The sequence below is a fragment of the Erwinia sp. QL-Z3 genome, assembly GCF_004551645.1.
Lineage (GTDB): Bacteria > Pseudomonadota > Gammaproteobacteria > Enterobacterales > Enterobacteriaceae > Erwinia > Erwinia billingiae.
In genome coordinates this window covers 3147649-3173434 of sequence record NZ_CP037950.1, presented here as the reverse complement: position 1 = coordinate 3173434, position 25786 = coordinate 3147649, and the positions used below count along the sequence as shown (strand labels likewise).

26 protein-coding genes are annotated in these 25786 nt (G+C 57.6%); 2 read left to right on the top strand and 24 right to left on the bottom strand.

Annotated features, from left to right (window positions below; genetic code table 11):
* The first annotated feature begins 5 nt into the window (after positions 1 to 5).
* The gene (gene mdoC / locus E2F51_RS15390) at positions 6 to 1157 is read left to right on the top strand and encodes a glucans biosynthesis protein MdoC (protein WP_013201631.1); all 1152 of its coding nucleotides are present in this window, start codon (positions 6 to 8) and stop codon (positions 1155 to 1157) included.
* Between the two features lie 41 nt (positions 1158 to 1198).
* Here mdoC and E2F51_RS15385 read toward each other — a convergent pair whose 3' ends face one another.
* Positions 1199 to 2671 (bottom strand): phospholipase D family protein, encoded by a 1473-nt coding sequence (locus E2F51_RS15385; RefSeq protein ID WP_013201630.1) that lies wholly within the window; start codon positions 2669 to 2671, stop codon positions 1199 to 1201.
* Positions 2672 to 2826: 155 nt separating this feature from the next.
* Between E2F51_RS15385 and E2F51_RS15380 the strand changes: the two genes are divergently transcribed.
* A complete protein-coding gene (locus E2F51_RS15380) occupies positions 2827 to 3981 on the top strand; it encodes a beta-glucosidase (protein WP_134823867.1) in 1155 nt (384 codons plus the stop codon).
* Here the strand turns inward: E2F51_RS15380 and E2F51_RS23850 are convergent, their stop codons facing one another.
* The 23 genes from E2F51_RS23850 to E2F51_RS15270 all read right to left on the bottom strand — a co-directional run bounded on the left by E2F51_RS23850 (position 3982) and on the right by E2F51_RS15270 (position 25745).
* Positions 3982 to 4122 carry a hypothetical protein gene (locus E2F51_RS23850; protein ID WP_167738402.1) on the bottom strand — a complete coding sequence of 47 codons (141 nt, stop codon included), beginning with the start codon at positions 4120 to 4122 and terminating at the stop codon, positions 3982 to 3984.
* A gap of 166 nt (positions 4123 to 4288) precedes the next feature.
* The gene (locus E2F51_RS15375; RefSeq protein ID WP_134823866.1) at positions 4289 to 6493 is read right to left on the bottom strand and encodes a TonB-dependent siderophore receptor; all 2205 of its coding nucleotides are present in this window, start codon (positions 6491 to 6493) and stop codon (positions 4289 to 4291) included.
* A gap of 296 nt (positions 6494 to 6789) precedes the next feature.
* Positions 6790 to 8022 carry a beta-ketoacyl-ACP synthase gene (locus tag E2F51_RS15370; protein WP_134823865.1) on the bottom strand — a complete coding sequence of 411 codons (1233 nt, stop codon included), beginning with the start codon at positions 8020 to 8022 and terminating at the stop codon, positions 6790 to 6792.
* A complete protein-coding gene (locus tag E2F51_RS15365; protein ID WP_013201626.1) occupies positions 8019 to 8750 on the bottom strand; it encodes a 3-ketoacyl-ACP reductase FabG2 in 732 nt (243 codons plus the stop codon). The genes E2F51_RS15370 and E2F51_RS15365 overlap by 4 nt, the downstream gene beginning before the upstream one ends.
* Positions 8747 to 9220 carry a hotdog family protein gene (locus E2F51_RS15360; RefSeq protein ID WP_134823864.1) on the bottom strand — a complete coding sequence of 158 codons (474 nt, stop codon included), beginning with the start codon at positions 9218 to 9220 and terminating at the stop codon, positions 8747 to 8749. Before E2F51_RS15360 ends, E2F51_RS15365 begins: the two co-directional genes overlap by 4 nt.
* Positions 9213 to 10370, bottom strand: a complete 1158-nt coding sequence (locus E2F51_RS15355; RefSeq protein ID WP_134823863.1) for a beta-ketoacyl-[acyl-carrier-protein] synthase family protein — start codon at positions 10368 to 10370, stop codon at positions 9213 to 9215. The genes E2F51_RS15360 and E2F51_RS15355 overlap by 8 nt, the downstream gene beginning before the upstream one ends.
* Positions 10370 to 10936, bottom strand: a complete 567-nt coding sequence (locus tag E2F51_RS15350) for a DUF3261 domain-containing protein (RefSeq protein WP_134823862.1) — start codon at positions 10934 to 10936, stop codon at positions 10370 to 10372. The genes E2F51_RS15355 and E2F51_RS15350 overlap by 1 nt, the downstream gene beginning before the upstream one ends.
* Positions 10933 to 13251, bottom strand: a complete 2319-nt coding sequence (locus tag E2F51_RS15345) for an MMPL family transporter (RefSeq protein ID WP_134823861.1) — start codon at positions 13249 to 13251, stop codon at positions 10933 to 10935. The genes E2F51_RS15350 and E2F51_RS15345 overlap by 4 nt, the downstream gene beginning before the upstream one ends.
* Complete coding sequence (locus tag E2F51_RS15340; RefSeq protein ID WP_209215555.1) at positions 13223 to 13825, bottom strand: outer membrane lipoprotein carrier protein LolA; 603 nt, start codon at positions 13823 to 13825, stop codon at positions 13223 to 13225. The genes E2F51_RS15345 and E2F51_RS15340 overlap by 29 nt, the downstream gene beginning before the upstream one ends.
* Positions 13825 to 14247, bottom strand: a complete 423-nt coding sequence (locus E2F51_RS15335) for a thioesterase family protein (protein WP_134823859.1) — start codon at positions 14245 to 14247, stop codon at positions 13825 to 13827. The genes E2F51_RS15340 and E2F51_RS15335 overlap by 1 nt, the downstream gene beginning before the upstream one ends.
* Before the next feature lie 2 nt (positions 14248 to 14249).
* The gene (locus E2F51_RS15330) at positions 14250 to 15944 is read right to left on the bottom strand and encodes a glycosyltransferase (RefSeq protein ID WP_134823858.1); all 1695 of its coding nucleotides are present in this window, start codon (positions 15942 to 15944) and stop codon (positions 14250 to 14252) included.
* Positions 15938 to 16285, bottom strand: a complete 348-nt coding sequence (locus tag E2F51_RS15325; protein WP_134823857.1) for a 3-hydroxyacyl-ACP dehydratase FabZ family protein — start codon at positions 16283 to 16285, stop codon at positions 15938 to 15940. The genes E2F51_RS15330 and E2F51_RS15325 overlap by 7 nt, the downstream gene beginning before the upstream one ends.
* On the bottom strand, positions 16272 to 17615 hold the full coding sequence (locus E2F51_RS15320; RefSeq protein ID WP_134824881.1) for an AMP-binding protein: 1344 nt from the start codon (positions 17613 to 17615) through the stop codon (positions 16272 to 16274). The genes E2F51_RS15325 and E2F51_RS15320 overlap by 14 nt, the downstream gene beginning before the upstream one ends.
* Positions 17612 to 18172 carry a hypothetical protein gene (locus tag E2F51_RS15315; RefSeq protein ID WP_134823856.1) on the bottom strand — a complete coding sequence of 187 codons (561 nt, stop codon included), beginning with the start codon at positions 18170 to 18172 and terminating at the stop codon, positions 17612 to 17614. The genes E2F51_RS15320 and E2F51_RS15315 overlap by 4 nt, the downstream gene beginning before the upstream one ends.
* Positions 18173 to 18182: 10 nt before the next feature.
* On the bottom strand, positions 18183 to 18431 hold the full coding sequence (locus tag E2F51_RS15310; RefSeq protein WP_013201615.1) for an acyl carrier protein: 249 nt from the start codon (positions 18429 to 18431) through the stop codon (positions 18183 to 18185).
* Between the two features lie 22 nt (positions 18432 to 18453).
* Positions 18454 to 18720 (bottom strand): phosphopantetheine-binding protein, encoded by a 267-nt coding sequence (locus E2F51_RS15305; protein ID WP_134823855.1) that lies wholly within the window; start codon positions 18718 to 18720, stop codon positions 18454 to 18456.
* Positions 18721 to 18736: 16 nt separating this feature from the next.
* Complete coding sequence (locus E2F51_RS15300) at positions 18737 to 19537, bottom strand: 1-acyl-sn-glycerol-3-phosphate acyltransferase (protein ID WP_134823854.1); 801 nt, start codon at positions 19535 to 19537, stop codon at positions 18737 to 18739.
* Complete coding sequence (locus E2F51_RS15295) at positions 19530 to 20258, bottom strand: beta-ketoacyl synthase chain length factor (protein ID WP_134823853.1); 729 nt, start codon at positions 20256 to 20258, stop codon at positions 19530 to 19532. Before E2F51_RS15295 ends, E2F51_RS15300 begins: the two co-directional genes overlap by 8 nt.
* A 211-nt stretch (positions 20259 to 20469) precedes the next feature.
* Positions 20470 to 20856, bottom strand: a complete 387-nt coding sequence (locus E2F51_RS15290) for a hypothetical protein (protein WP_134823852.1) — start codon at positions 20854 to 20856, stop codon at positions 20470 to 20472.
* 291 nt (positions 20857 to 21147) lie between these two features.
* Complete coding sequence (locus E2F51_RS15285) at positions 21148 to 22521, bottom strand: efflux transporter outer membrane subunit (RefSeq protein WP_013201610.1); 1374 nt, start codon at positions 22519 to 22521, stop codon at positions 21148 to 21150.
* Positions 22521 to 23615 carry an HlyD family secretion protein gene (locus E2F51_RS15280; protein WP_134823851.1) on the bottom strand — a complete coding sequence of 365 codons (1095 nt, stop codon included), beginning with the start codon at positions 23613 to 23615 and terminating at the stop codon, positions 22521 to 22523. Before E2F51_RS15280 ends, E2F51_RS15285 begins: the two co-directional genes overlap by 1 nt.
* A complete protein-coding gene (locus tag E2F51_RS15275) occupies positions 23615 to 25312 on the bottom strand; it encodes an MFS transporter (protein ID WP_134823850.1) in 1698 nt (565 codons plus the stop codon). The genes E2F51_RS15280 and E2F51_RS15275 overlap by 1 nt, the downstream gene beginning before the upstream one ends.
* 1 nt (position 25313) lies before the next feature.
* Entirely contained in the window at positions 25314 to 25745 is a 432-nt protein-coding gene (locus tag E2F51_RS15270) for a MarR family winged helix-turn-helix transcriptional regulator (protein ID WP_053145687.1), read from the bottom strand.
* Positions 25746 to 25786: the final 41 nt, after the last annotated feature.

Here is a 25786-nt window from a genome sequence, read left to right as displayed (position 1 = left end):
TATATATGACTAAAAACACACAGGAAAGAGAATACTTTTTCGACTCGATCAGGGCCTATTTGATGCTGTTGGGCGTGCCATTTCACGTCTCCCTGATTTATTCCACCCAGATCTGGACGGTGAACAGCCCGGCCCCATCTGAGTGGCTGACCCTGTTAAATGACTTTATTCATGCTTTCCGTATGCAGGTATTTTTTGTCATTTCCGGGTATTTTTCCTACATGCTTTATTTGCGATACAGTTCGAAGCACTGGCTGAAGGTCCGGCTTGAACGTGTCGGCATCCCAATGCTGGCGGCGGTTCCGCTGCTTACGCTGCCGCAGTTCTACCTGATAAAAGACTGGACCAGCAAGATTGGCGACTGGCATGACTTCAGTTTTTACCAAAGGTTTAATGCGCTGGCGTGGAATTTAATTTCCCATCTTTGGTTCCTGTTGGTGCTGGTGGTATTGACCGTTGTCGGAATTTGGGCCTTTAAATGGCTGCGCGATGGCAAAGGCTCAAAAACAGACTATTCCGACATAACCTGGAGCAAATTATCCCTCGCCATCCTGCTTTGTAGCCTGGCCTGGGGAGCCATTCGTCGTCTGCTGTTTATTTTTGCCCCCGATTTGCTGGGCGATGGCCTGTTTAATTATGCGGTAATGCAGTCACTGTTCTTCCTGCCTTTCTTTATGTTGGGCGCCATGTCGTGGAAGTATCCGGCGATTAAAGCCCTGTTCGTCAAACCGGTGCCCTGGACTTTTGTCGGTTCAGCGCTGGCGTTTGTGGCGTACGTGGCTAACCAGACTTACAACAAAGGCGAAGGCTGGCTGTACGAGATTGATGCGGTGGTGTCGATGATGATGGGCCTGTGGATGGTGAACGTGGTGTTCTCGCTGGGACATCGCTTCCTGAACTCGCATTCCCCACGCGTAACCTACCTGGTGAATGCCTCACTGTTTATCTACCTGGTGCACCATCCGTTGACCATTATCTACGGCATCCTGTTCGTACCCGAGATCGGCAGCAACACCCTTGGCTTCTTTGCCGGGTTGGTCTTTGTGTTTGGTATCGCGTTTATGCTGTACGAAATCCATCTGCGCGTGCCGTTACTGCGCTTCCTTTTCTCAGGAAAACCCCAGCGCAAAAAGACTGCCGCTGAAAAAGTCAGTTAAAAAAAACGCCCGTTCATCTGCTGAACGGGCGTGTTATCACCTCACAGTAGCCACTCAATCGGCAGACGCCAGACCAGACGAACCAGCAACCGCTGCATAAAGCGCGTTCGGGGTTCATGTTTATGCACAATCTCTTTCTCCCCTTCTCCCGGATACTCCACCCAGTTTACCCGACCCCACTTGTCCAGACGTAAGGTCCAGGCCCGGTCGCGCATCCGGGTGATAAAGCGCTGGTGAATACTGGATGCCAGATATTCACTCTCAATCACGAAGCCCATTTCGGTGTTGAGCATGGCGGAGCGCGGGTCAAAGTTGAACGAGCCGATAAACACCTTTTCGTTGTCGACGCTGAAGGTTTTCGCATGCAGGCTGGAACCTGAATTACCGGTTAATCCCCGGTCATGCGGCTTATCGCGGTTATCGGTATGCGGTTTCAGCTCATATAAGGTGATGCCGTGGCGCAGCAACTTCTTGCGCCATTTGGCGTAGCCGGCATGCACTACCGACACGTCATTGGCCGCGAGAGAGTTAGTGAGAATGGCTATCTTCACCCCCTTGCGCACCAGCGACAGCAGCTGCGCCACGCCGGCTCGCGTCGGGACAAAGTAGGCCGAGATAATATCGAATTGCGTTTGGGGTTTGCCAATCACCTCCAGCATGCGTTGAGGCAACAGGCTCCCGGCTTTCGCCCGGCCTAATCCTTTACGCGGATCGTCACTCAGCAAGCGGGTGTTGGCCCAGATTAGCCGCAGATCGCCACTTTCCAGCTGTGCGACGAATGGCGAGGCGTGAATCCGTTCCAGATAGCGCTCAACCTGCGGGTCGCTGTGCCAGGCTTCTGGTAATGACACCGCACTGTTGGCCGCCGCGTCATCGAGATCAACCACTTTGCTGAAGGGTTCAACCGCCCGGCTTTTCCAGTAACGCTCAAAGTCCTTCGTCACCTCGGCCACCACCGGGCCAATCGCCAGCACGTCGAGATCGGAAAACAGCGGCTCTTCTCCCGCGCCAAAATACTCATCGCCCACATTTCGTCCACCAACAATGGTGGCTTCGCCATCTACGGTGAAACTTTTGTTGTGCATACGGCGATTAAGCCGGGCAAAGTCGGTGAGATAGCCCAGCGCTCTGAGCGTGCGGAACGAAAAGGGATTGAACAGCCGGATCTCGATATTCGGGTGCTTGCTGAGCTGGCTGAGGGTTTCATCCAGCCCCATGGTGTTGTTGTCATCCAGCAGCAGCCGGACCTTAACGCCACGTTCCGCGGCTTCCAGTACCGCGCTAAACAACAGTCGCCCGGACATGTCGTTCTGCCAGATGTAGTACTGAATATCCAGCGTGTGCTCGGCCATGGTCATCAGCAGATAGCGGGCCGCAAACGCGTCCAGGCCATCTTCAAGCGGGTGAATGCCGCTGTGGTCGGGATGATTGTCCACCAGGGGAGAGACGGCACGGGTCAGACGCGTCTGCTCAAAATCAGGCTCGTCAGGTTCAGGGGTATAGGCTTCGGCCATCAATGGTCCTTAGTTCGAAGGAAAGGTCCTGCTGGTTCTATTATCAATGCTGTTTGCCTGTATTGTCATGCGACTGTTCTGATTGCGGCCTGCAATGGCATTTAGTCTAGACTTAGCCCAGTGCGTTGCGATAGCCCTTGAGATGAGGAAATGCCATGAATAGCGAAACGCGTCAAGACTCTCCCCTGCGCCACAGGCCACAGCTGTTTAAAAGTTTCTTTCAGGGCAGCTTCGCCTGCTCAACCGCCTGCCGCAGCGAAGGCAAACGCCTGGACCTGGTGATCAACAGCGGCCATGACACCCTGTTAGAGAAGGATTACGCCCATCTGGCGGCTGAACATCTTTATACCGCGCGCGATGGCGCACGCTGGTATTTGATCGAGAAAACCGCCGGAGAATATGACTGGTCAACATTTTTACCGATGTTACTGGCCGCCAAACAGCACGAAATTGAGATGATTTGGGAGCTGGCCCATTTTGGCTGGCCCGACGGACTGGATATCTGGCAACCGCAGTTTATCGATCGTTTTGCGGCGTTCTCACGCGCTGCCGCCCGTCTGATGCGCGATGAAGGGTTTACCACCCCTTTCTTTACGCCAATGAATCAAATCTCTTTTTGGTCATGGGCCGGTGCCGATGTCGCCTGGTTTAACCCCAATGTGACCGGTCGCGGCCGCGAGTTAAAACAGCAGCTGGTACGGGCGTCTGTCGCCGCCATGCACGCCATCAGGGAAGAGCTTCCGGCGGCGCGATTTGTGCTGACCGATCCGCTGGTTAACGTCGCCGCGCTGGAGAGCAGCGAGGCCAGTCGTCAGGAAGCCAGCCGCCAGCACGAGGCGCAGTACGAAGCCTGGGATATGCTCAGCGGTCGGCTGAATCCGGAACTGGGAGGCGATCCGGCGCTGATGGATATTATCGGCCTGACCTGGTATCCCGATAATCAGTGGTTTGTTAATGGCGATCCGCTGGAGGCCCACCATCCCGATTACCGCCCGCTTTCATCGCTGTTGAGCGAGGTATGGCAACGTTATCAACGCCCGTTGCTGATTGCGGAAACCGGTGCGGAAGGCGACGCCAGGGTGCCGTGGCTAAAAGGGGTGATTGAGCAGGTCGGGATGGCGATGGATCGGGGATGCGAAATCGAGGGGATCTCACTGTTTCCGGCGGTGGACTACCCATCCTGGGCTGACGACCGACGTTCGCCTGGCGGCCTGTTCGGCCTGCCAGATGCCAACGGCAACCGAACCATTTATGAGCCGTATGCGCTGGAGATCCGCAGCCAGCAGATTAAGTTTAAGCAGAGAGAGTAATCAGGTCATGCACAGGGTGATCACCAGCACAAACATGATCAGCGTGAAGGAGGTCAGGGCCAGAACCACAATGGCAAACTGCGCATCATCAAGCGGAAAGCGGGGCTCTTTAGGGTAATCGTTTTCAGGACGTTCGCTCATTTTTCTTCATCATTTGCTGGCCAAACGTCCTGTGTTTAACGCCAGTATTTTCTTATGGACTGTACTATAGCACAGTCGCCCGCTGATAAAATGAATAGTCCCGGCGGTTCAGGCAAATAGCGTAAGAATTCTGTAAAGAAAAAAGGCCGCTTTCGCGGCCTGTGATTTAAAAATCGTAGGAGAGGGAAAGTTTCAGCTCTCGCGGGTCGCCCTGATAAATGTAGGTCCCGTAGCTTTCCACTCCGGACCAGTATTTCTCGTTGGTGACGTTTTCCACGCCCAGCCGCCAGGTCAGATCGTTCTGCTGCACCTTCATCCGGTAGCGCATACCCAGATCCAGCGTGGTATAGCTGTCCAGTTTCTTGGTATTGGCTTCGTTAGCATACTGCGAACCAGAATGCGTGACGCGGGCCAGAGCGGTCAGACCTTCGATCGGTTTGATGTCGTATTCCGCACTCAGCACGGTATAGAAGTTGGCCACGCCGATGGCATTTTTGCCGTCCCAGGTGCCATCTTCCGTTTTACTCATTTTCGGATCCAACCAGGTGGCGCTGCCGTTCAGACGCACACCGTAGATCGGCTCACCAAATACGTTCAGCTCCACGCCGCGGTTACGCTGTTCGCCGTACAGGCCAAACACGTTGGTTTGCGGGTTGATGATACCGGTTGGTTTTTTGATTTCAAACAGCGCCATCGTGCCGCCTATGTTGCCGTAATCTACCTTCATCCCCACTTCATTCTGCTTCGACAGGGAAATGCCGGTTACCTGACCGACGTTGACCGCCCCGCTGCTGGCGGTGTCACCCGGCTGCAGCGCTTCAATGTGGTTAGCATAGAACGAGACGGTCTCCCATGGCTTAACCACCAGACCGTAGCCCGGCGTCCAGCGGGATTTGGTGAAGCGCGCATCGGTATCTTCCTCTGCGGTGCCGTAGGCATAGTTGCGCACCACCACTTTCTGATGACGGGCACCGACGGTGAGCAGGATTTTGTCGTCAACAAAGCCCAGCGTATCCGACAGCAGCAGCCCTTCCGTCCGCACGCGGCTGGTTGGACGCGGGTCATCAAGATCGCCACCAAAGTAGGTGTTAGTTGGCGCGGCCACCGGCGAGGTGTCATAAATATTGGTGGCTTGCGGGGTCAGCGCCATGCCGTAAGAGGTCTTTTCACGCTTGGTCAGCGCGGAGTAGCCGACGTTAACGCTGTGGCTGACAAAGCCGGTATCGAACTTACCGCGAACGCCGGCCATACCGCTGAAGGCATCAACGATTTTGTTGGTGTCCATGCGGCCGATAGTGGCCGTGCCGTCTTCATCCTTCAGTGATGGTGAAGCATACGCGCCGGTTTCGTGCGAGTGCTGGCCACCCATTGCGCCGTAAAGCGTCCAGTCTGGTGCAATATCATATTCCGCACGCGCCATACCAAATTCGCTTTCCAGGTTGCTGTAAACCCAGTCCTGGCTGTAGTTGCTGGTCGCTCGCGGGACTTCAGGGATGAAATCCACGCCGCTGACGTTCACACCAAGGCGGCCACCGTGGTATTCCTGCTTCTGATAACCCATGTCCAGCGAGGTGCGCAGCTTATCACCACGATAGTCCAGCCCAACTGACGCCAGGGTGGCGCGGCGTTTCTCATTGTCGATCGCCGTTTCGCCTTCACGGTGCAGGACGTTTACCCGCACGCCCCACTGGTTATCGTCACCGAAACGACGGCCCGCATCCAGCGTGGTACCAATCTGTGAAGAGGAGGTGTAGTCAACGCCAATGCGGGTCAGCGGCGTGTCTTCCGCATGCTTCGGCTCAAGGTTGATCATCCCACCCACGCCAGACGAGGCAGAGCCGTTGATCAGCGCGTTGGATCCCTTAAACACTTCAACGCGATCGATCATCTGCGTAGAGACAACCTGACGCGGCATCACGCCCGCCAGACCGCCGAAAGTCATGTCGTCGCCGTCCAGATCAAAACCCCGGATGCGGTAGGTTTCGGCAAAGTTGCCGTAGCCCTGCACGTTCTGCACCGAAGCGTCGTTGGCGACAACGTCTTTCAGCGTGGTCGCCTGCTGATCCTGGATCATTTTGTTGGTATAGCCGATAACGTTAAACGGCACGTTTTTGGCGTCCTGCTCGCCCAGCATGCCCACACGGCCGCCGTTGGCGATCTGGCCATCAAGATAGGCAGGGACCAGCTGGTCGCCGCCCGCTTTGAAGTTGTCATCGGGTTTCGCCACCACCGTCAGGGTTTCTTCGGGGGTTGCCGATTTTTTACCGGCGGTACTGTCGGTGGTTGCTGCCAGAGCGGGCGCAGTCGCTGTGCTAATCAACGCTGCCAGCAGCGATAACCGGAAGCGATTCTGAGTGGAAGAAGAGGCCATTACATTTCCCTGATAATTAATACAATTGATAATAATTATTATTCGGATTGCGATTATCCTCAGGGAAGTCCGAAATGCAAGCTGAAAATGTCAGCAGGACACGCATCGCGGCAAATCGTTCAACTGATTTATTTTCAGCCAGTTAGCGTTTAGAAGATGAACTATTAAGGCGTGATGAAGTATTGAACGGATGGTTGAGAGGGTTAAAAGCGCGAGTCTGACTGGGGTTGAAGGGGTAAGGCCACCGCGCTCCGCCGGGAAGCTGGCGGATATGAGGTGGCCGTGTTACCGCGATGCTATTCGGTCCAGCGACGGAAAATCAGCGAGGTGTTAATGCCACCGAAGGCGAAATTGTTCGACTGAACGTAGTCGGTTTGGATTTCGCGCGGCTGGTGCATGATGTAGTCCAGCTTACCGCAATCCTCTGACGGCTCGGTCAGGTTCAGCGTCTGAGCAAACCACCCTGCCCGCATCATTTCAATGCTCAGCCACGCTTCCAGCGCACCGCAGGCACCCAGCGTGTGGCCGAAATAGCTTTTGAACGAGGAAATCGGTGTCCGGTCGCCAAATATCGCGGCGGTTGCCTGACTCTCGGCAATATCACCGCGCTCGGTGGCGGTGCCATGGGCATTGATATAGCCGATGTCTTCCGCTTTCAGTCCGGCCATCCGCAGCGCCCCTTCGATGCAAATCTGCATCGTTTCCCGCTGTGGCTGGGTGATATGTGCCGCATCGCAATTGGTATAGAAACCCACGATCTCCGCAAAGATGGTTGCGCCACGCGCCTGGGCATGTTCCAGCTCTTCCAGCACCAGCGTTCCGGCACCCTCGCCGATCACTAAGCCATCGCGCTGCTTATCAAACGGCGACGGCGTGGTCTCTGGCGCATCATTGCGCTGGCTGGTGGCGAACAGGGTATCAAACACCGCCGCTTCTGACGGACAGAGCTCTTCGGCTCCACCGGCGACCATCACCGTCTGATAACCGTGACGGATCGCTTCCCACGCATAACCGATCGCCTGGCTGCCCGAGGTACAGGCGCTGGACGTCGGGATGACCCGTCCGCGCAGACCAAAGAACAATCCGGCATTGACCGCTGCGGTGTGCGGCATCATTTGCACATAGGTGGTGCCGGTAATGTTATTGGTGTGCTTCTCGGTCAGCATGGTGGCGAATTCACTGACCGGCCCGGTGCTGCCGGTCGATGAACCGTAGGCAATGCCGGTTTCGCCATTGGTCAGCACGGCATTGCCCAACAAACCGGCCTGCTCCAGCGCCAGCTCACTGGCCCGGGTTGCCATCAACGACACCCGGCCCATCGAGCGAATGCGCTTACGCGTATAGTGTTCCGGCAGGGTGAAATCATCCACCGGCGCGCCCAACAGCGTATTCAGACCGTCATAAATCTGCCACTCGGGCATTTGTCGGACCGCATTGCTACCAGCCCGCATCCTGTCGGCAATCTCTGGCCAGCTGTTACCAAAGGCGGTGACGCCGCCCATCCCTGTAATCACCACCCTGCGGTTCACAGCATACCTCCATTGATTGAAATCACCTGACGCGTGACGTATGCGGCGATATCGGACATCAGATAGCTTGCCAGCCCGGCCACTTCATCAGCCTGACCCATGCGCTTCATCGGGATCATCTTCATCGCCTCTTCAACCGCCACCGGCTCCATCTGGATCATCCCGGTATCAATCAGGCCGGGTGCGATGCAGTTAACGGTGATTTTGCGCTTCGCCAACTCAATCGCCAGCGCTTTCGTGGCGCCAATAATGCCCGCTTTGGCCGCGCTGTAGTTCACCTGGCCGCGATTGCCCATCAGGCCCGAAACCGATGACAGCGTTACGATCCGGCCGCCTTTGCGCAGGCCAATCATCGGCATAATGCACGGATGGATCACGTTATAAAAACTGTCCAGATTGGTATGGATCACGCTGTCCCAGTCATCTTCGCTCAGCGCCGGGAACGCGCCATCGCGGGTGATCCCGGCATTGCTGACCACACCATAAAAGGCACCGTGTTGTTCAATATCCTGTTCAATCAGGGTGCGGCACTGTTCGCGGTTGGCGATATCAAATCCGATACAGCGCCCCTGACCGCCAGCCTGCTGTATCAGGCGCAGCGTCTCTTCCGCGCCCGCGCGATCGCTGTGATAGTGGACCACCACCGTGAAACCGTCGGCTGCCAGGCGGCAGGCAATCGCCCGTCCAATCCCCTTGCTGCCACCCGTGACCAATACTGAACGCGTCATCCGTTATTACCCTGTTGCAAAAGTTGGTGGAGTTCTTCCCGGTCAGGTTGATAGGTGTTCAACCTGCCGCTGGCGTAACGTTCGCCATCAATCGTAATCACGCCGTCGAAACTGCCGATTTTCTCATCGCGCATCAGTAGCGTGACGGTGATTTCCAGCGTGGCGCCGGCCGGAAATACCGCATCCTGACAGCGATAACCGCGCCCGCCTAATAACATGCCCGGCGACGGCTTGCTGTCATGGCGCTGGCGGCCATGCCAGCCGGACCAGACGCCGATGGTTTGCGCGATAATTTCGATGCCAAACCAGGCGGGCAGATCGCCATCCGGCGTCAGGAACGGTGCCAGCACGCCCTCGCCGACCGTTACCTGACAGCTGGCCTGCTCTTCACCGACGGAGAGCACCTTTTCAAGCAGCACCATCGGCGCATCGTGGGGCAAATACTCTGCCGCGCGTTTATATTCAACCATCACTCTTTCCTAAAATCAGGCAGGTATTATTGCCGCCAAAGGCAAAAGAATTACTCATCACCGCCGTTCCCTGCAACGGACGCCCCTGCAGTAACACACCACAGGCAGGCAGCGTATCATCCTGCTCGTTGTCGGTGAAATCCTGCGCCGGCAGCGGAACGGATTGCGTCAGGATCAGCCAGCTTATCGCCGCTTCACAGATCCCGGCCGCGCCCAGCGTGTGGCCGGTCAGATGCTTGGTAGAGCTGCAGGGGATTGCTGTACCAAACAGTTTGCTGACCACCCCGGCTTCAATCTGATCGTTAAGCCGCGTCGCGGTGCCGTGCAAGTTGATGTAGCCCAACGCACCCGGCGCCAGCTGCGCCTGCTTAAGCGCCATCTCAATGGCACGGATCGCGCCTTCGCCTTCAGGATGGGGAGCCGACATATGATAAGCATCTGACGACTCGCCCGTGCCTAATACGGCAACTTTCTGCGGAACGTTAGTCAGCAACATTAATGCGGCACCTTCGCCGATAGTGATGCCGTTACGCTGCTTGCTGAACGGCGCACACCGATCCGCCGACAGCGACTCAAGACTGTCAAAACCGTTCATCGGCATGCGGCTTAAGGTATCTGCGCCACCCACAATTGCCACATCCGCCATCCCTGACGCAATCAGCCGCTGACCGCTGATGATCGCCCGGGCGCTGGAAGAACAGGCGGTCGAGAGCGTATAAGCCGGGCCGGATAACTGCAGATGCTGGGCCAGAAACCGCGACGGATCGCCCAGCTCCTGCTGATAGTAATGGTAGTCCCTGGCGTTTTCGGCAACCTGAAGGTCGGCCTCATGCAATCCCGAGGTGCTGGTGCCGAGCACCACTGCCACCCGGTCGGCACCAAAGGTGCTGATGGCATCATCAACCTGCGGCTGAATTTGCCGTAACGCGGCAAGCAACAGCTGATTATTGCGGCTGCGGTGCGCAGCCAGCGCCTCCGGGATCGGCGGCAAGGCCGCGTCAATCCGTCCGCTCCAGCAGGGTTTGCCCTGCAACAGCCAGCCGCTGTCGGGGCGCATGCCTGGCGCATGATTCTTCGCCAGATTTTCCGCCGTGGCGGTCATGTCGTTACCCAGCGCGCTAAGCATGCCGACTGCCGAAATGTAGATCATCAGGCGTCCAGATGTTGAATAAGAATTTGATAGCCAAACGCAAACTGCTGAATGCTGATCGGCTCACGTTGCGTCCCGCGTTGCAGGTAGCGGATCTCAGTAATCAGCTTGCCGTGATTGTCACGCAGCTGGCGGCGATCGCCGCTGTCTTTAAGGGTCCAGCCCTCAGGCAAGTGCGGCTGCCAGGCGGCGATCGGCCAGTGGCTCAACATAATATCGGCCAGCACCTGGCTGGCTGGCGGCATCTCAGGCAGCACCATGGATTGCTCGGTGTGGATGCCGGTGCCATCGTAAGTGACCCTGAACAAGCGGATCCCCAGCGAGGAGAGCCCGGCCAGCGTCAACTGCTGTCGATCGGCGCTCAGTAATACCAACAGCGACTGCTGTTTGCCTTTGAAGGTGCCGGTCAGCAGCTGCTGCTGATTGAATGCCGGATCGATCCCCGGTGCCGGCAGCGTCACTTTTACCCCTGGCTTGAGCCAGGCTTCTGGCTGACTGCTATCGGGTTTACCGGCACATCCGGCCAGTAACATCACGGCCAGCGCGGCCGCCGCGATTACTTTCATCTTTTTTTCCTTTTTGGCGGCATCGCCAGCGGAGCCAGCAGGAAGGCGGTAAATATGCCGCTGCACAGCACAATGCCAAAACTGGCAATCGCCTGGGTGCTGCTGAAGACCAGCATGCCCAGCGTCAGTAAGGTGGTCGCCATCGCCAGCGTGACGGCCAGTAACGAGGTTATCGGCGTGCCGCGCGGATTACTGAAGAACAGGGTGTAATTAATGCCGATACCCAGTACCAGCACCAGCGCCAGCAGCGAAAACAGATTCAGTGAATGGCCGGACAAGGCTAAGGCAGCCAGGCCACCGCCCAGTGAGAGGATCGACGGCAGGACGCTGATTGCGCCCTGACGCAGGCCGAGGCGCAGCATATAGCTTAGCGCGATCGCCACCAGTGCCGCGACCAGCAGCCAGCCCAGCAGCGTGCGATAGAAGGCGAACAGCCGATCAAAGCTGGCCTTGCGATCGATCCAGCTCACCCCAGGCAAGCTTTTTGCCAGTCCGGCCAGCGCGGCGCTATTTTTCACGCCTTCGATCGGCACCAGCACCCCGCTACGTCCGGCAGGAACGGTCAGCCACAACAGACGCCAGCCTTCGCTGTTCGGGCTGGAAAGCCATTGCTGCGGCGTCAGATGGGTTGCTGACAGATCCGGGTTGCCGACCTCTACTCCAGCCTGACGCAGTTGCGCCATCACGCCCGGTGCCGCACGTTGCAGCAGCTGATGATCTTTCTGCTGCATCGCCAGTGACGACAGCGGCAACAGGCGATAATTGCCCAGCCACTGCTGACTTTTGGCCTTTGCCAGTTGCGGCGCCAGCGCTTCAAGACGTTGCAGGGTCTGTTCCGCGCTATCGCCATAGACCACCATCCAGGTTTGGTCGGCGCTCTGACCGGTTAACTGGGTGATCTGCTTTTCCTGAGCTATTAATGCCGGCGGCAGCGTCTGCAGTTGGGAAATATCATCATCGACATGCAGTCTGCATAGCCCTGCCAGCGAAATCGCGGCGACCAGCAGCGGCAGCCCGACGCGAACGGTGCAATTGCGCCGCCAGCTGCCCAGCCAGCGTCCCATCAGGGCAATGGCAGGCACCGGCCGCACCGGCAGCCCTTTCACCAACAGCGGATACCAGCAGATCACCGTCAGGCACGACGCGGTCAGCCCGACCGCAGCAAAGACGGCCAGCTGTTGGATGCCCGGGAACGGCGCAAATACCATGATCAGCCAGGCAATGGCGGTGGTGCCCAGCGCCAGCAACAAGGCGCGGATTACCTTATTCAGGCTTTCGGCTGGCGTGGCGTCTGCGCCATGCACCATCCGTTCGGTCAGATAGTACAGCGTGTAGTCGGCCGAGATGCCTACGATGCTCAGGCTCATCACCAGCGTCATCAGATGCAGCTCACCAAACACCAGCAGCGTCACGGTAATGCCCGCCAGCGCACCGATGCCCACCGAGAGAGCACACAAAATCAGTGGACGCGGAGAACGGAACACCGAGAACACCAGCAGCAGCACGCCAATAATCGTCGCTACGCCGAGGGTAGAAACATCATGCTTCGCCTGCTGGCTGGCAAAATCACTGAAATACACCGTGCCGCGTGACAGCAGCTGTGCATCAGGATATTTCGCCTGCAGACGGGCTTTGAACGCCGTAAGCTGCGCCACCAGCGCATGGCTTTGCTGCATATCAAAGGAGTTACCTTTCAGTTCCGCGTGCAGGAAATACCAGACCCTCCCCTGCTTATCGGTGGTGGTCAGCCAGCCCTGGCTCAGCCCAAGCTGACCGCTGTTTTGCTGCATCGCCAGTTGCGCGCCGCGCACCAGCAGCAGCGGATCGTGAGTCAACTCCTTGCCGCTGACGCCGGCAAAGGCCGAATAGAGCTGGCCGAGCACCCAGTCGCCTTGCGCGGCACCCGCCTGTTGCAGCCTGGCGCGGGTGGCCGGATCGATCAGCGCATTGCGGTTCTGCCAGGCAAATTTGCCCCAGGCTTGCTGTCGTTCATCGGTCATTGGCCCCTGAACGTTCTCCAGTACCGGCAGACTCTGCAACTGCTGAAGCATCCAGTTGGCGACTTGAGGATCGTTTTTGTCACCGGCACTCACCAGCCACACCAGTTGACGATCCAGGCGTTGCATAAAACCCTGTTGCAGATCGCTGGGAATGTCGCCCATGGTTTGCTCGGGCAGCAAAGCCAGCACGCTGCTGTTGATGGTCGCTCTGGGCAATAGCGTCACCAGCACCGCCACAAGCAGCAGGCAAATCGCCAGCCAGGCGAGAGCCAGTAAGCGCGGTGACTTAGAAATCAAAACGCTTCTGCTCTTCATCGGTCAGGCTGGCAGGCGTCAGGCGCTGGTGACTCAGCGTGATGTCGGTGTTGTCACCCTGACGATCGTTCAGCTTTATCACATCCAGATACTCCGCGCCCTGCAGGGTGATGGTGTTGAACAGTTTATCCAGCGGCGAGGTTTTCGGCGTCAGCACCAGCTGCCATTTCTGCTGGCCGAGATCGCTGAAGTCCAGCGAAAAGTTCTGCTCCAGCACCTGGCGATCGGCCTGGAATAGCGCCCGCATCAGATGGTTAAACTGGAACATCTGCGGATTGCTGTCGGCGGTGATAATCTGCGGCGCCTGGCCGTTCATCACCTGCACCATGCGCTTGTCATCCAGCACCAGCGTCAGCGGGAACGGTTTGGCCTGATGCCACCACAGCCCTTTATCCTGCGCGATCAGCAGTTCACCGCTGGATTTCAGCGGTTGCGCCATCCCTTTGATTTCACGCAGCTGGCTGAAGTCCGCCCGCACCACCGGCTGGCTGGCGAAACGCTGCTGTAAATCGTCCAGCGTGACGGCCTGAGCGGCGGCGCTGATTAACAGCAGTCCCGCGAGCAGAGACTTCATCATGGCTGCACTCCCAGGCGCTCAAACAAAATCGGCGGCGAGACAAAGCTCAGCTCATGGCTGCCCTCTTCCACCGCCACCTGAATGGTGTAGCCGGTGGTGGTCCGCTGGCCGCTGTGGGCATCGAAAATCTGGTAGTTAATCCGCAGGCGGTTTTCAATCTCGTCCAGCGTGGCGCGCACGCGGATGGTCTGCTCAAAGGTCAGCGCAGCGCGGTATTTCACCCGGGTATCCACCACCGGCCACAGATAGCCGGAGGCTTTCATTTCGCGGTAGCCGTAGTTGAACGTGCCGAGCAGTTTTTCGCGGGCAATCTCAAAATAACGGAAATAGTTGCCGTGCCAGACCACGCCCATCGCATCCCCATCATGGAAAGGAATGGTCAGCTCAACATCAACAGTAAAACGCGGGTCGTTTAACACTGTTACTCCTCTTTCTCTTGCGGTTGATCCGGCAGCTGCCAGAAATCAAAAAAATTAAACCAGTCCAGCGGCGCGATCAGCGCATGATGCTCCAGCCTGGCGGCATAACGATCGACCGCGTCCTGCAATGCCTGTTGCCGGGTGGCCCGGGGCAACAGCAGCGGATCGGCAAAGGGTTCGCAATGCAGCTTCAGTTGCCCCTGCTCGCGCAGGGCAAACATCAGCAGCACCGGACAACGCAGTGCGGCGGCCAGCACAAAGGGCCCCTGCGGGAACGGGGCCGGTTTGCCAAGGAAGTTGCTCCAGACCACCCGTCTTACGCCGCCGCGCTGACGGTTAACCGCCGTGCGGTCGCCAACGATAGCCACCCATTCGCCCGCGTCCAGCTTCTGCTGTAGCAGGATGGCGGTCTCCGGGCCAATGTTGCTGACCGGGATCACATGCTTGCTGGCTTCTGGCGCAATCTCATCCATTACCTGACGGAAACGCTCGGCGTTATCGGTAAAGACCAGCGCATTGATCACCAGCCCGCTGACCTGTTGCGCCAGCGCGCGGCAGGCTTCGATATCACCGAGATGCGACGCGAGGATCAGTCTGCCGCCAGGCTGGCCCGCAGCCAGCGCCTGCTCTGCACCCGCAGCAAAATCGATCTCTTTGCCCCAGCGCAGATCGCCGCGCCAGCTGGCGATCTTCTGCAGCATCGCCTCGCCGAAGCGCAGGAAATGATGAAAGCTGGTCATGCGCGCGGGCAGTGGCTGGTTTTTTTGCGCCGCAACCGTTTTCACCGTCTGCAACCACTGGCGTGAAGCCTCGCGCTGCGGGCCGCCGCTTAACCAGTAGAAGCCAATCACCGGCCAGAGAAACAGCGTAAAGATGCCGCGACCAAAAATGCGGTAGATCCACAGCATAAACTTGAGGCCCGCCAGCCCTTTTCGCTCCTTCGTCTGCGCCCAATGCTCGCCACGCGGGCGCCTGAGCAGCGACGGGATGCGTGGCAACATGCCGAAAAACAGCCGGGTATGCATCCACGAGATACGCACATTATCGTGCAGGGCATCAAAGTGTGACACCCCGTCCTGCGGATAGGTCACGCGGGTGGCGATAAAGCGGCTTGGGGTTCTGGCCCAGTACAGGCGCACCATGATTTCAGTATCGAAATCCATCCGCTGACCGATGGGATGACGGGTGGCCAGTGCCAGCGTGGGGGCCAGCGGATACACGCGGAATCCGCACATGCTGTCCCTGATTGAGAACGACAGCGTTTCAACCCAAACCCAGAAATGGGTGATATAACGGCCGTACAGGCGGGATTTTGGTATTGAGTCGTCATACACCGGCTGACCCGAGATCAGGCACTGCGGATGCTGCCGGGCTTCAGCCAGCATCTGCGGGCAGTCTTCAATCTGGTGCTGACCATCGGCATCCACCTGCAGCGCATGGCTGAATCCCGCCTCCGCAGCCACCTGCAGCCCACGCATCACCGCCGCGCCCTTGCCCTGGTTTTCAGCCAGACGGATCAACGTCACCTGCGCGTTGCGTAATCGCTCAAGCTGGAGGCGTGTCGCTTCATCACTGCCGTCATCAACGATAAATACCGCAAGATTAAACGGCGCCAGCCTGGCCAGCACCGAGGCCATCATCGCACCGTGGTTGTAGCAAGGGATCACCACGCAGGGCGAGAAGTTTGCCGTTAGCACAGCGCGATTTTCCCGCTACTGGCACGCAAAGGCTGTTCACCGTCGAGGATGTGGTAGTCGAACAGCAGCCAGTTTTTTGCTTGCTGCCAGCTGAGCGTCAGCCTGAGGGTTTTCCCCGGCAGGATCGGCTGCTGAAATTTGATATTTTCGATGGCGGAAAACTGTTTGCCCGGCGCCAGCAAAGCGATGCCGTAATGCATCACCCAATCCAGCTGGGCAACGCCGGGCAGGATCGGTTGCGCGGGAAAATGTCCCTGAAACCAGAACAGATCGGCATCAACGAGCAATACCAGTTCCGCCTGATCAGCCTGTTGCTGGCAGGAGAGTTCAACGGGCAGCATAAAATAACTCCTGTATTTGCGGCCAGGCACGCTTGCTCTGACTGTTATGCGGGATCGTCTCTACGATCCGCCAGTAACGCGGCATGGCCACGGGCTCCAGCCAGCGATGCAGCTCATGACGCCAGTCACGTTTGAGCTGGACCAGCTGCTGCTCACTGTAGGCGGCATTCAGCACCAGTACCACGCCAATGCCACTGCGCTCAGGGCGGCTGACCGAAAGTGCGACGGCATCAACCACCTGCGGCAGCGCCAGCAATCGTCGTTCAATCTCACTGAGCGAGACGCGCTTGTCTTCAATTTTCACAATGCGATCGTAGCGGCCACACAGCTGAAAGCCCACGGCGGTAAACTGCAGTTTATCGTCCAGCTGCAGCCCTTCTGGCTCTGAGATTAGCGGAGACGTGGCCCACCAGCGCTGCTGATGATCCTGCCTGAACTGCACGCCGCTGAACGGCTGCCAGAGTTCGTCTTCTGCTGCGCGGCTGCGGGTCGCCAGCACGCCGGTTTCGGTACTGCCATAAATCTCCTCCACCGGCAGCTTAAGCCAGCTGTTCACCTCCTGCGCGCTGGTCCACGGCAGTACGCCGCCCGCCGAAACGATCAGCCGGCAATCCGGTGCGGCAAGGGTGCGATCCAGACGGCGTAAAAAGGCTGGACTGCTGATTAATGCGAATTTCAGGTGCGGGTCCTGTGCGGACAGCTGCTCGCTGTAAAACACCTGGCGGCAGTCAAATACCAGACCGAGCGCTAACGGCAAAATGAGTCGGAACGTCAGACCATACAGATGTTGATGGTTGACCGTGGCGATCACGGTGCATCCCTCAAGACGCTCGCCCCAGCGATCCGCCAGCCAGCGGGCTTCTTCATCCAGGCAGCTCACGGGTTTAACGATTTGTCGCGGCGTTCCGGTCGACCCGGAGGTGAATAAGACGATACAGGCTTGCGGGTCAATCGGCGGCAACGCGGGCAGAGGCTCATTACCGGCCGCAGATTCAGTCAGGTTGACCACCGGGCAGCTGAGCGCCAGCGGCATGTCGGTTAACACCGCGTCAAACTCGCTGCTCTGTTCCTGCAACAAAGATTCGCGGCAATGACCGGGGACCACCGGGACTTTGCCGGCATGCAGCGCGGCCAGCAGCGCGATGCTGAACAGGTAGCTGTCCTCAAAGCACAGCGCCCACTTCTGTTGCGGCCGGGCCAGCAACGCGTGGCCCAGGATCAGCACCTCACGCTGCCAGTGCTGGCGCGTGAACAGTTGAGATCCCCGGCGGGCGATTGGCCCTTCAGCGGAGTACGTCAGCCATTGTGCGACAGGCAGCGCCTGGCTCATGCCTGCTTTCTCATTCGCTGACGCAGCAGCCATTCGCTCGCCATCAACAGTCCCATCAACAGATAACTGACCAGCCCGTTCCACCACGTCCACCAAAGAAGATTGTTAATCAGGCAGGTCGCCAGCGCGACGCTGCCATTAAAAATGAAGAACAGACACCAGATCTGCGTCACGCGCCGGGTCCAGCGGATCGCGCGCGGCGGAAGATCGGGTTCACGCAGCCGCGCCAGCCGTTCTACCAGCGGCATCCGGCTGAATAACGAACTGCCAAACAGCAGCAGCATCAGCCCGTTGACCATCACCGGATACCACAACAACAGATGATAATCGCGCAGGAACAGGCTGCTGAGGCTCAACCCTGCCCCGGCCAGCGCCAGCCATTTCCCCACCAGCGAAAGCGCGCCATGTTGCCCGCGTAATGCCAGCCAGCGCAGTAAAAACAGGACCGCGGCCAAAGGCAACAGCCAGCGCCAGGCCGGATGCGTCAGAGAGAGCCAGACCAGAAACGGCCAGGCAATCATCATCAACGCGCTGACCGCCTGCAACAGCCGCTGCATGTAAGCCGGATTACCCTTCGCGGATCAGTTGGTCAACCGCGTCGACCACATCCTGCACCGTGCGCACGGCTTTAAACATCTCAGGCTTAATTTTGCGCCCGATGCGTTTCTGCAAATGTACGACCATATCCACCGCATCAATGCTGTCCAGCTCCAGGTCTTCATACAGCCGCGACTCAGGCTTAATGTCATCCGCATCTAATTCAAAAAGTTTTACCAGCAGCCCGGTAACTTCCTGATAAATTTCATTCTTATCCATAAATAACTCGCGATGTTAAGGATCAGGTACCCAGCTTGCGCTGGCTGAGGATAAAGGCCGCCAGCGTGAAGACGGAATAAAAATGCTGACGCATCTCCTCGCTCTCGGCGGAGAGCACCACGCCGTAGCGATTTTTCACCGCCAGGCCAAGTTCCAGCGCATCGATTGAGTCCAGCCCCAGTCCGTCGCCGAATAACGGGGCTTCGCTGTCGATCTCTTCCGCGGCAATCTCTTCCAGATTGAGGGTGTCGATGATCATCTGTTTTATTTCAAGCGCTAGCTCTTCCATACCTGTTTCCGAATAATTATTGATGTTCTGGGGTTAATGCCTGTTGCAAATACTGGGTCAGATGGCGGGCGGCCAGCGCCTGTGCATCTTCATCCCCTGCCATAAATTGCTGACTGTCGATGCGCTGCCCCACCGTGACGGTAAACAGCGGCTTTTCCGGCGGGACCTCATACCAGCGGCTCTGTTTGTCCAGCATTCGCTGGCTGCATCGGATGTGCACAATACGCAAATCGCACTGGCAGCGCACGGCAATATTTGCCGCACCGCGCTGGAGTTTCAGCGGCTCACCATAACGTGTGCGGGTTCCCTCCGGGAAGATCATGATCGCTTCGCCCTTCGCCAGACGCTGCTGGCAATCGGGCAGCAGGGTTTCGGCCTGGCTGTTAACCAGGTAGTTAGCTGAGCGCACCACGCCACGCAGAAAAACGTTGCGCTGCAGATCGGCCTTCACCAGGCAATCCACGTCCGGCATCACCGATGCCAGCATCACGTAGTCGATTAACGAGGGATGGTTAGCCACCACCAGGCAGCGGCGATCGCTGCGCAGGATTTCAGCCCCTTCAATGCGGTAATCCAGCACGCCCAGAAAGGTCATGGTGCGCATAAAGAAGCGAAAGCTGCAGGAAATACTGCGGCGGGCCCACTGACGTCGGCGTTCAGGGTTGCGCTGCACCAGCAGCAGCAAATTGAACCACACCAGCGACAGCATCAGACCACCGAGGCCAAACAGGGTGAAACAGATCCCCGTCATCGCAATGCGCCAGGCGCGGTTAAAGGTCGACGTACCTGACCGGCGGCTAAAGGTTGAGTCAGTCATAGCGACACTCCCAGGCCCAGTTGAGCCGATCGCCCTTCAGAGTAAAAGCACAGGTTCGGGCCAGCCAGGCATGGATAAACAGCAGGCTTTGCGGCAAACCGCCCGCTTCCTGATTGTTAGCCGGGCTGGACTGGCAGCAACAGGCGTCACCCGCCGCCAGTAATAAGGCGACGGCATAAGGACTGTGCATCGCGCCCTCAGCGACATGAGGGTGATAAAATTCGGGGATCGCGCCGTCAAAATCCACCAGCAATACCTGCTGGTACCCGGCGGAATGCAGCGCGCTGACTTCGACCAGCCCCTGCTGAAAAGAGTCCACGCCCGCGGCCAGTGAGGTACTGACCAGCGGCGCGGCGGCGGCAATCGTCAGGCTGCCGACGGCGGCATTGTGTACCGACATAGCGAAATCAGTGGGTGAAAGGCTTTCTTCCTTCGCCAGAGAGGTAAGGATCCGCAGATTTCGCTCCAGTTCGCCGTGGCGGCTGGTAAACACAATGGCATCGACCCGCTGGCGCGCCATCAGGGCCAGACCACTTTCTACGGCTGCGCGGCTTCCGCCCATCAGTCGTCGGGCCGTCATCATCGGCAGAAAGCGTGTTTTGGCCATCGGCCGGGAGGCATCAATGTCGGGAGTCTGGCTGGCCCACTGTTGCCAGTCGGCCTGCTCGTTCAGTCCCGGTGCGCTGGCCTGCCAGTCGAGGAGTGTAAAAGCTAATTTCATACGTCCAATCTTCTCAAGGCGTTCCGCTGACTGCAGGGCAGAACATTCCGCTAAGCATAGCGCCAGCCTGGTCCGAAAAGCACTCGGATTTACCCGCAATTGCGGGGAGTCTCTGGTTTATCCCAACGGGCTGTCTGAAAGGATTGTCGGCAGACAATCCTTATTCTTTAACACTACTGATGCATTTTTCGAGGATAAACAGATCGTTTGCTTATTTAGCAGCCTGAGACGCGAGGCGCAGCTTAATATCCTGGTCGAGGTTGCTGATCCAGTGATTATAATTTTTGTGGATTTGACCGCGTCTCGCTTTCAAATTACTGCTGCTGACATAATTGATGCTGTAGCTGCCGGAAGAATAGGTCACCCGAATATCCGCCGTGTGTCCACGCTGTGACAGATGGCCGTTGATAACCCCCGGTGCGGCTGGCGTCATCACCCATTGACGGGACAGGCCGGCCTGAATAATGGCGTCTTTCAGCTGTTCATTGCTGTACTGTAAGGAAACAGTTTCATTAATGTTATGAACAGGTTCGGTGCGGGCACAGCCCGCCAGCGCAAATACGATAGCCAGCGCAGGAATAAAACGATTCTTATACATAGATAACCCTAAAATTTGTTTAAAAATACGCAGTGTGTTGTTAAAAACGTCGCAACACCAAAATCAATTAACGGCCATTAGTGGCGTTTATTTAATATAATGGCGCGCATAATAGCACCCGTTGCTAAAGAATGCGAAGCGCAAAAGTCCACAAATAGTACAGGCCTACTTTAATCAGCATGAATAACTGTTACGGAGGATTCTGGGTGGATTTTTCGCCACCACAGATCGGAAAGGCAGTATTTAAAGAGGAAAATCAGCGGACGCTGTCCCTGTCCGCCTGCGAAATGGTTATTGCGGATTCCAGCCGCCACCTAACGCGCGGTAGAGATCAATCTGTGCCAGCAGTAAATTGTTTTTCACCTGTACCACGTTCAGCTGAGTGGTGAACAGGGTGCGCTGCGCATCCAGCTCATCAAGATACGACGCATAACCATTCTGATAGCGATTACGGGAAATACGCAGTGCTTCGCTGACGACCTGTTGCTGCTGTTGCAGCTCTGCCAGCTGCTGCTTATAGCGATCTATCGCATCCAGATCGTTATTCACTTCACTGAAAGCGTTGCGAACCACCTTTTCATAGCTGTACAGCGCCTGATTGCGTGAGGCCATCGATACATCCACCTGAGCGGTTAACGCTTCCCGGTTCAGCAACGGCGCAAGCACGCTGCCACCAATGCTCCACAGGCGGAAAGGATCGTCGATCAGCTGATGCAGCACGGAACTTTGCATTGTGCCGGTGGCGGTCAGATTCAGCGACGGCAGTAATTTGGCCCGGGAGGATCCCAGCGAGCTGTCGGCCGCCAGCAGCAGACGTTCAGCCTGAACAATGTCCGGCCGGCGCTGCAGCAGTTCGGAAGGCAACACTGATGGCAGCGTTTGCGGCGCAACGTGATGACCTTGTCGCGCAATCGCTCTTGGGTTCATCCCCACCAGAATGCTTAACGCGTTTTCTTGCTGTGCGATCTGATGCTGCAACACCGGGACCTGGGCTTTCGCCGTTTGCAGTTCGGATTCTGCCTGCACCCACTCGAGTTTCGAGGTATAGCCGGTTTCATACTGGCGCTGGGCCAGTTTGGAGGAATCTTCCCGCGAGGCAAGCGTCGCCTGCGTAACCTGCAGCTGTTCATCCAGCGAGACCAGCGTCATGTAACCGGAAGCCACCGAACTGGCGACGGTTAATTCAGCGGCAGAGGCGGCAGCCTGTTGGGCGGCCAGCGTGGCTTTTGCGGCATCAATACTGCTGCTCCGCGCGCCCCACAAATCCACCTCGTAATTCGCCTGCAACAATCCCTGGAACACCGCGTATTCGTAAGGTTGGCCGGTCACCGATGAGAGCGCCCGCGCATGGGAGGCCGCAACGCCGGCATCTAAGGTGGGAAAGTTGTCCCCCTGCGCCCCACGCAATTCCGCGCGATACTGATCGACCCGCGAACGGGCAGTAAGAATATCGAGGTTATTGCGCAACGCCTGCTCAACCAGACGGTTCAGATCCGCATCACCAAAGGCGCGCCACCAGTTGGCCTCCACCGCAGAGGATGGCCCGACCTGATTTCGCCATTGCTGAGGGATCGGCAGCGATCCCGGCGCTTTGTCGACTTCCGTTGCACAGCCTGCCAACAGCGCGGTCAACAATGCCGCCAGCAGTGAGGTTGACCAACGCATTACTTCGCCTCCTGCGCGTCATGCTCGCCTGAGGTATCAATATTCACTTCGACGGACATGCCCGGACGCAGGTGTGCAGCATTATCGCTGGTGATTTTGATGCGCACCGGAATACGCTGAGCAATCTTCACAAAGTTCCCGGTGGCGTTATCCGGCGAGATGGCGCTGAATTCAGACCCGGCGGCAGGCGAGATATATTCAACCTCACCCTCAAAGCGCTCTTCGTTCAGCGCATCGACCGTAAAGTTCACCGGCAGGCCTGGCCTGATGCGCGCCATCTGGGTTTCTTTCATATTGGCGACCACCCACAGCTGTTTTGGCACTACCGAGGTCAGCCGCGTGCCCGCCGTGACATACGCGCCCTGGCGCACAGAAATCTGTCCCAGCTGGCCGTCGCGTGGCGCGATAATTTTGGTGTTAGCCAGATCGATCTGCGCCAGCTCGAGCGCCGCCTCCGCACTGGCGACATCGGCTTCTAGCGAAGCACGATTGACGATCACCGTTTGCAGATCCTGACGCGAAACGTCCAGCGTCGCTTTCGCCTGCTGTACATCGGCCATGGTCTGGCTGTTGCTGGCGCGGGAGGCATCGCCCTCACGGATCGATAATGAGCCGTCAGAAACCAGATTTTCGACGCGCTTCAAATCCAGTCCGCTTTTTACCGCCTGCGCTTTGGCATTTTGCAGCGCGGCCTGATTGCGTTCGATCACCGCCTGGGCGCTGCGGCGTTGCTGAATGTTGTTGGCCAGCGCCGCTTTTTTCATCGCCACCTGCGCGTCCGCCTGGTGCACCTTCTGGTTATAGATGCGGTCATCAATGGTCATCAGCAGATCGCCCTGTCGGACGGGCTGATAATCCAGCACGTCAACCGACGTCAGGTAACCGTTCACCTGCGGGCTGATAAAGGTGACCTGACCCCGGACATAGGCGTTTTCGGTCGACTGGATCTGGCTGGTAAACGGGGGAAGTTGCCAGGCATAAAGGATCACCAGTACGCCGACTAAGGCAATGCCTGCGCCAAAGGCGATCGAGATAATACGCAGTCTGTTGGTTCTTTCACGCTCAGAGATTTGGCTCTGTTCCTGCTGACTCATTATTGCCCCGTGCTAATCGAAGATGTGGATTGTTGCATTGCGCGCAGTTCGGCTGCTGCTTCACGTTTTGCCTGCTGCCAGTTGAGATAGCGCAGCCGTGACAAACGCCACAGCACCCAGATCAGGGTGATAAACGCCATGCCCGCCGTCAGCAGATAGGTATCGTTATAGGCCAGCACATTGGCCTGCAGCGTGGCGACGGTTTGCAACTGGACCGCGCCCTCCGCACTGCGCAACGCGTTGTCGCCAATAAAGCTGTTAAACAGATTGGTATACTGGGTCAGCCTGTCGGTGACATTCGGATTGAGATACGACAGCTGATCGGCCAGCAGGCTGGAGTGATATTTTTCCCGCCAGGTCTGGAACGTTCCCAACAGGGCCGAGCCCATCAGGCCGCCAATGTTCTGGCTCATGCCAAACAGCACCACCAGACTGACCAGGTTTTTGGGTTGCGTCACCACGCTGCCAATATTCAGCAACAGCGCCGGGGCAATAAAGAAGGTGCTGCTAAAGCCCAGCAGGAACTGGCTGAAATACATGTTGTTTGCACGCGTCAGCGGGCTGGACTGTGAATCCATCAATGAGGCCACGATGATCAACAGCAGCGACATGACAATCGGCCAGCTCAGGTGCTTAACGTTGATGGTCAGGGCGCTGACCACAATCCCCGTCACCACGCCCGCCAGGATCGCCATCGCAAGGTGCTGCATCTGATCGTTCAGCAGGCCGACCTGCTGCAGATAGCCAATTGCGCCAGTATTCTGCTCCGCCAGCGTGACGCGCAGCATGATCATCACGATGCCCAGCCGGAAAATCGCCCCGGTTCGCAGCCATCGGGTATTGATCAGCGGGTTACTGCGGTTATGTTCAAGCACCACGGCGGCAATCACCAGCACCAGCCCCAGTGCCAGGCAGATGCCCAGCCACGGCGTGCTGGTCCACCATTCAATGCGGCCCAGCGACAGCACGCCGCAGAACAGCGCCATGCCGGGCGCCATCAGCATAAAGGTCAGGAAGTCTTTTTTCTCAAAGACCTTGATGCGATCGCCGGGTGGCAGTTTTAAGACCAGCACCGCGCCCAGGCAAATCATCGCCAGGCCCAGCTCAAACAGATACAGACCGCGCCACTCATCCAGCTGCAAAAGCTCTGTCGAGAACAGACGCGCCAGCGGGATCGCCAGTTGCGATGCGCCTAAGCCGATAGTCAGGGCTTTCAGGCGGTGTTTCGCCGGCCAGGCCTGCACCTGGTAATAAATGCCCAGCGAGCTGAGCGCTGCGCCGACCATGCCGTGGGCGGTGCGCACAATAATGGCCGAGCTGAGGTCATTGACCAGCAGATGGAAAAACGACACCAGCACATACAGCACCAGAAAGGCTTCGGTGAAGGCGCGGAGGCCAAATTGCTGGCGGAATTTGACCAACAGCAGGTTGATGGAGATGTTGCCCATCACATACACCGCGGGCAGCCAGGCAATTTCGTTGCTGTAGGCGCCGAACACGCCCTGCAGATTAGTGAGATTCGCCGTCACCAGCGCATTACTTAGCGCGCCGGTGATAGAAATCAACAGGCCGATGATGCCAAAGGCGATGCGGTTATGGGTTGGATGCAGCGGCGTGGAAGGCGATCCCGGCAGCATCGGTTTTTCGCCTGGTGCCCACTCGCGCGGCGCGAAAGGATCGGGTCGGGTACCGCGCATGTTATTTCGCCTCGGTGGCTTTCAGCAGACGCTGCAGCACGCGTTGGGTAATGGCCAGTTCATCGCTGTTGATGTCGGCCAGCAGTTCATTGCGCAGGCTATCCGCTTCGACCTTCAGCTTTTGATACAGCGCGTTACCTTGCGGCGTGACGTGCAGCAGACGCTTGCGGCGATCCTCTTCCGGCTGAAAGCGTTCGACCAGCTGTTGCTTAACCAGGCGATCGATCAGGGGAACCACGCTGGCATCTTCCAGCCCCAGCGCCTGAGCCAGCTCTTTCTGGGTGATTGGCGTTTCCTGAATGGCAATGGTGGCCACCGCCATCCAGCTGCTCATGCTCAGTCCGTTGTCTTTCATTCGGCGATCGATCGCCTGACGCCAGGCATGGGCCGTCAAATGGAGTAAGCGGGAAAAGTTGACTTCCTGAGCGTTCAAAATATAGAGGCCTGATAATTAGAGGTCTAACTAAATAATGG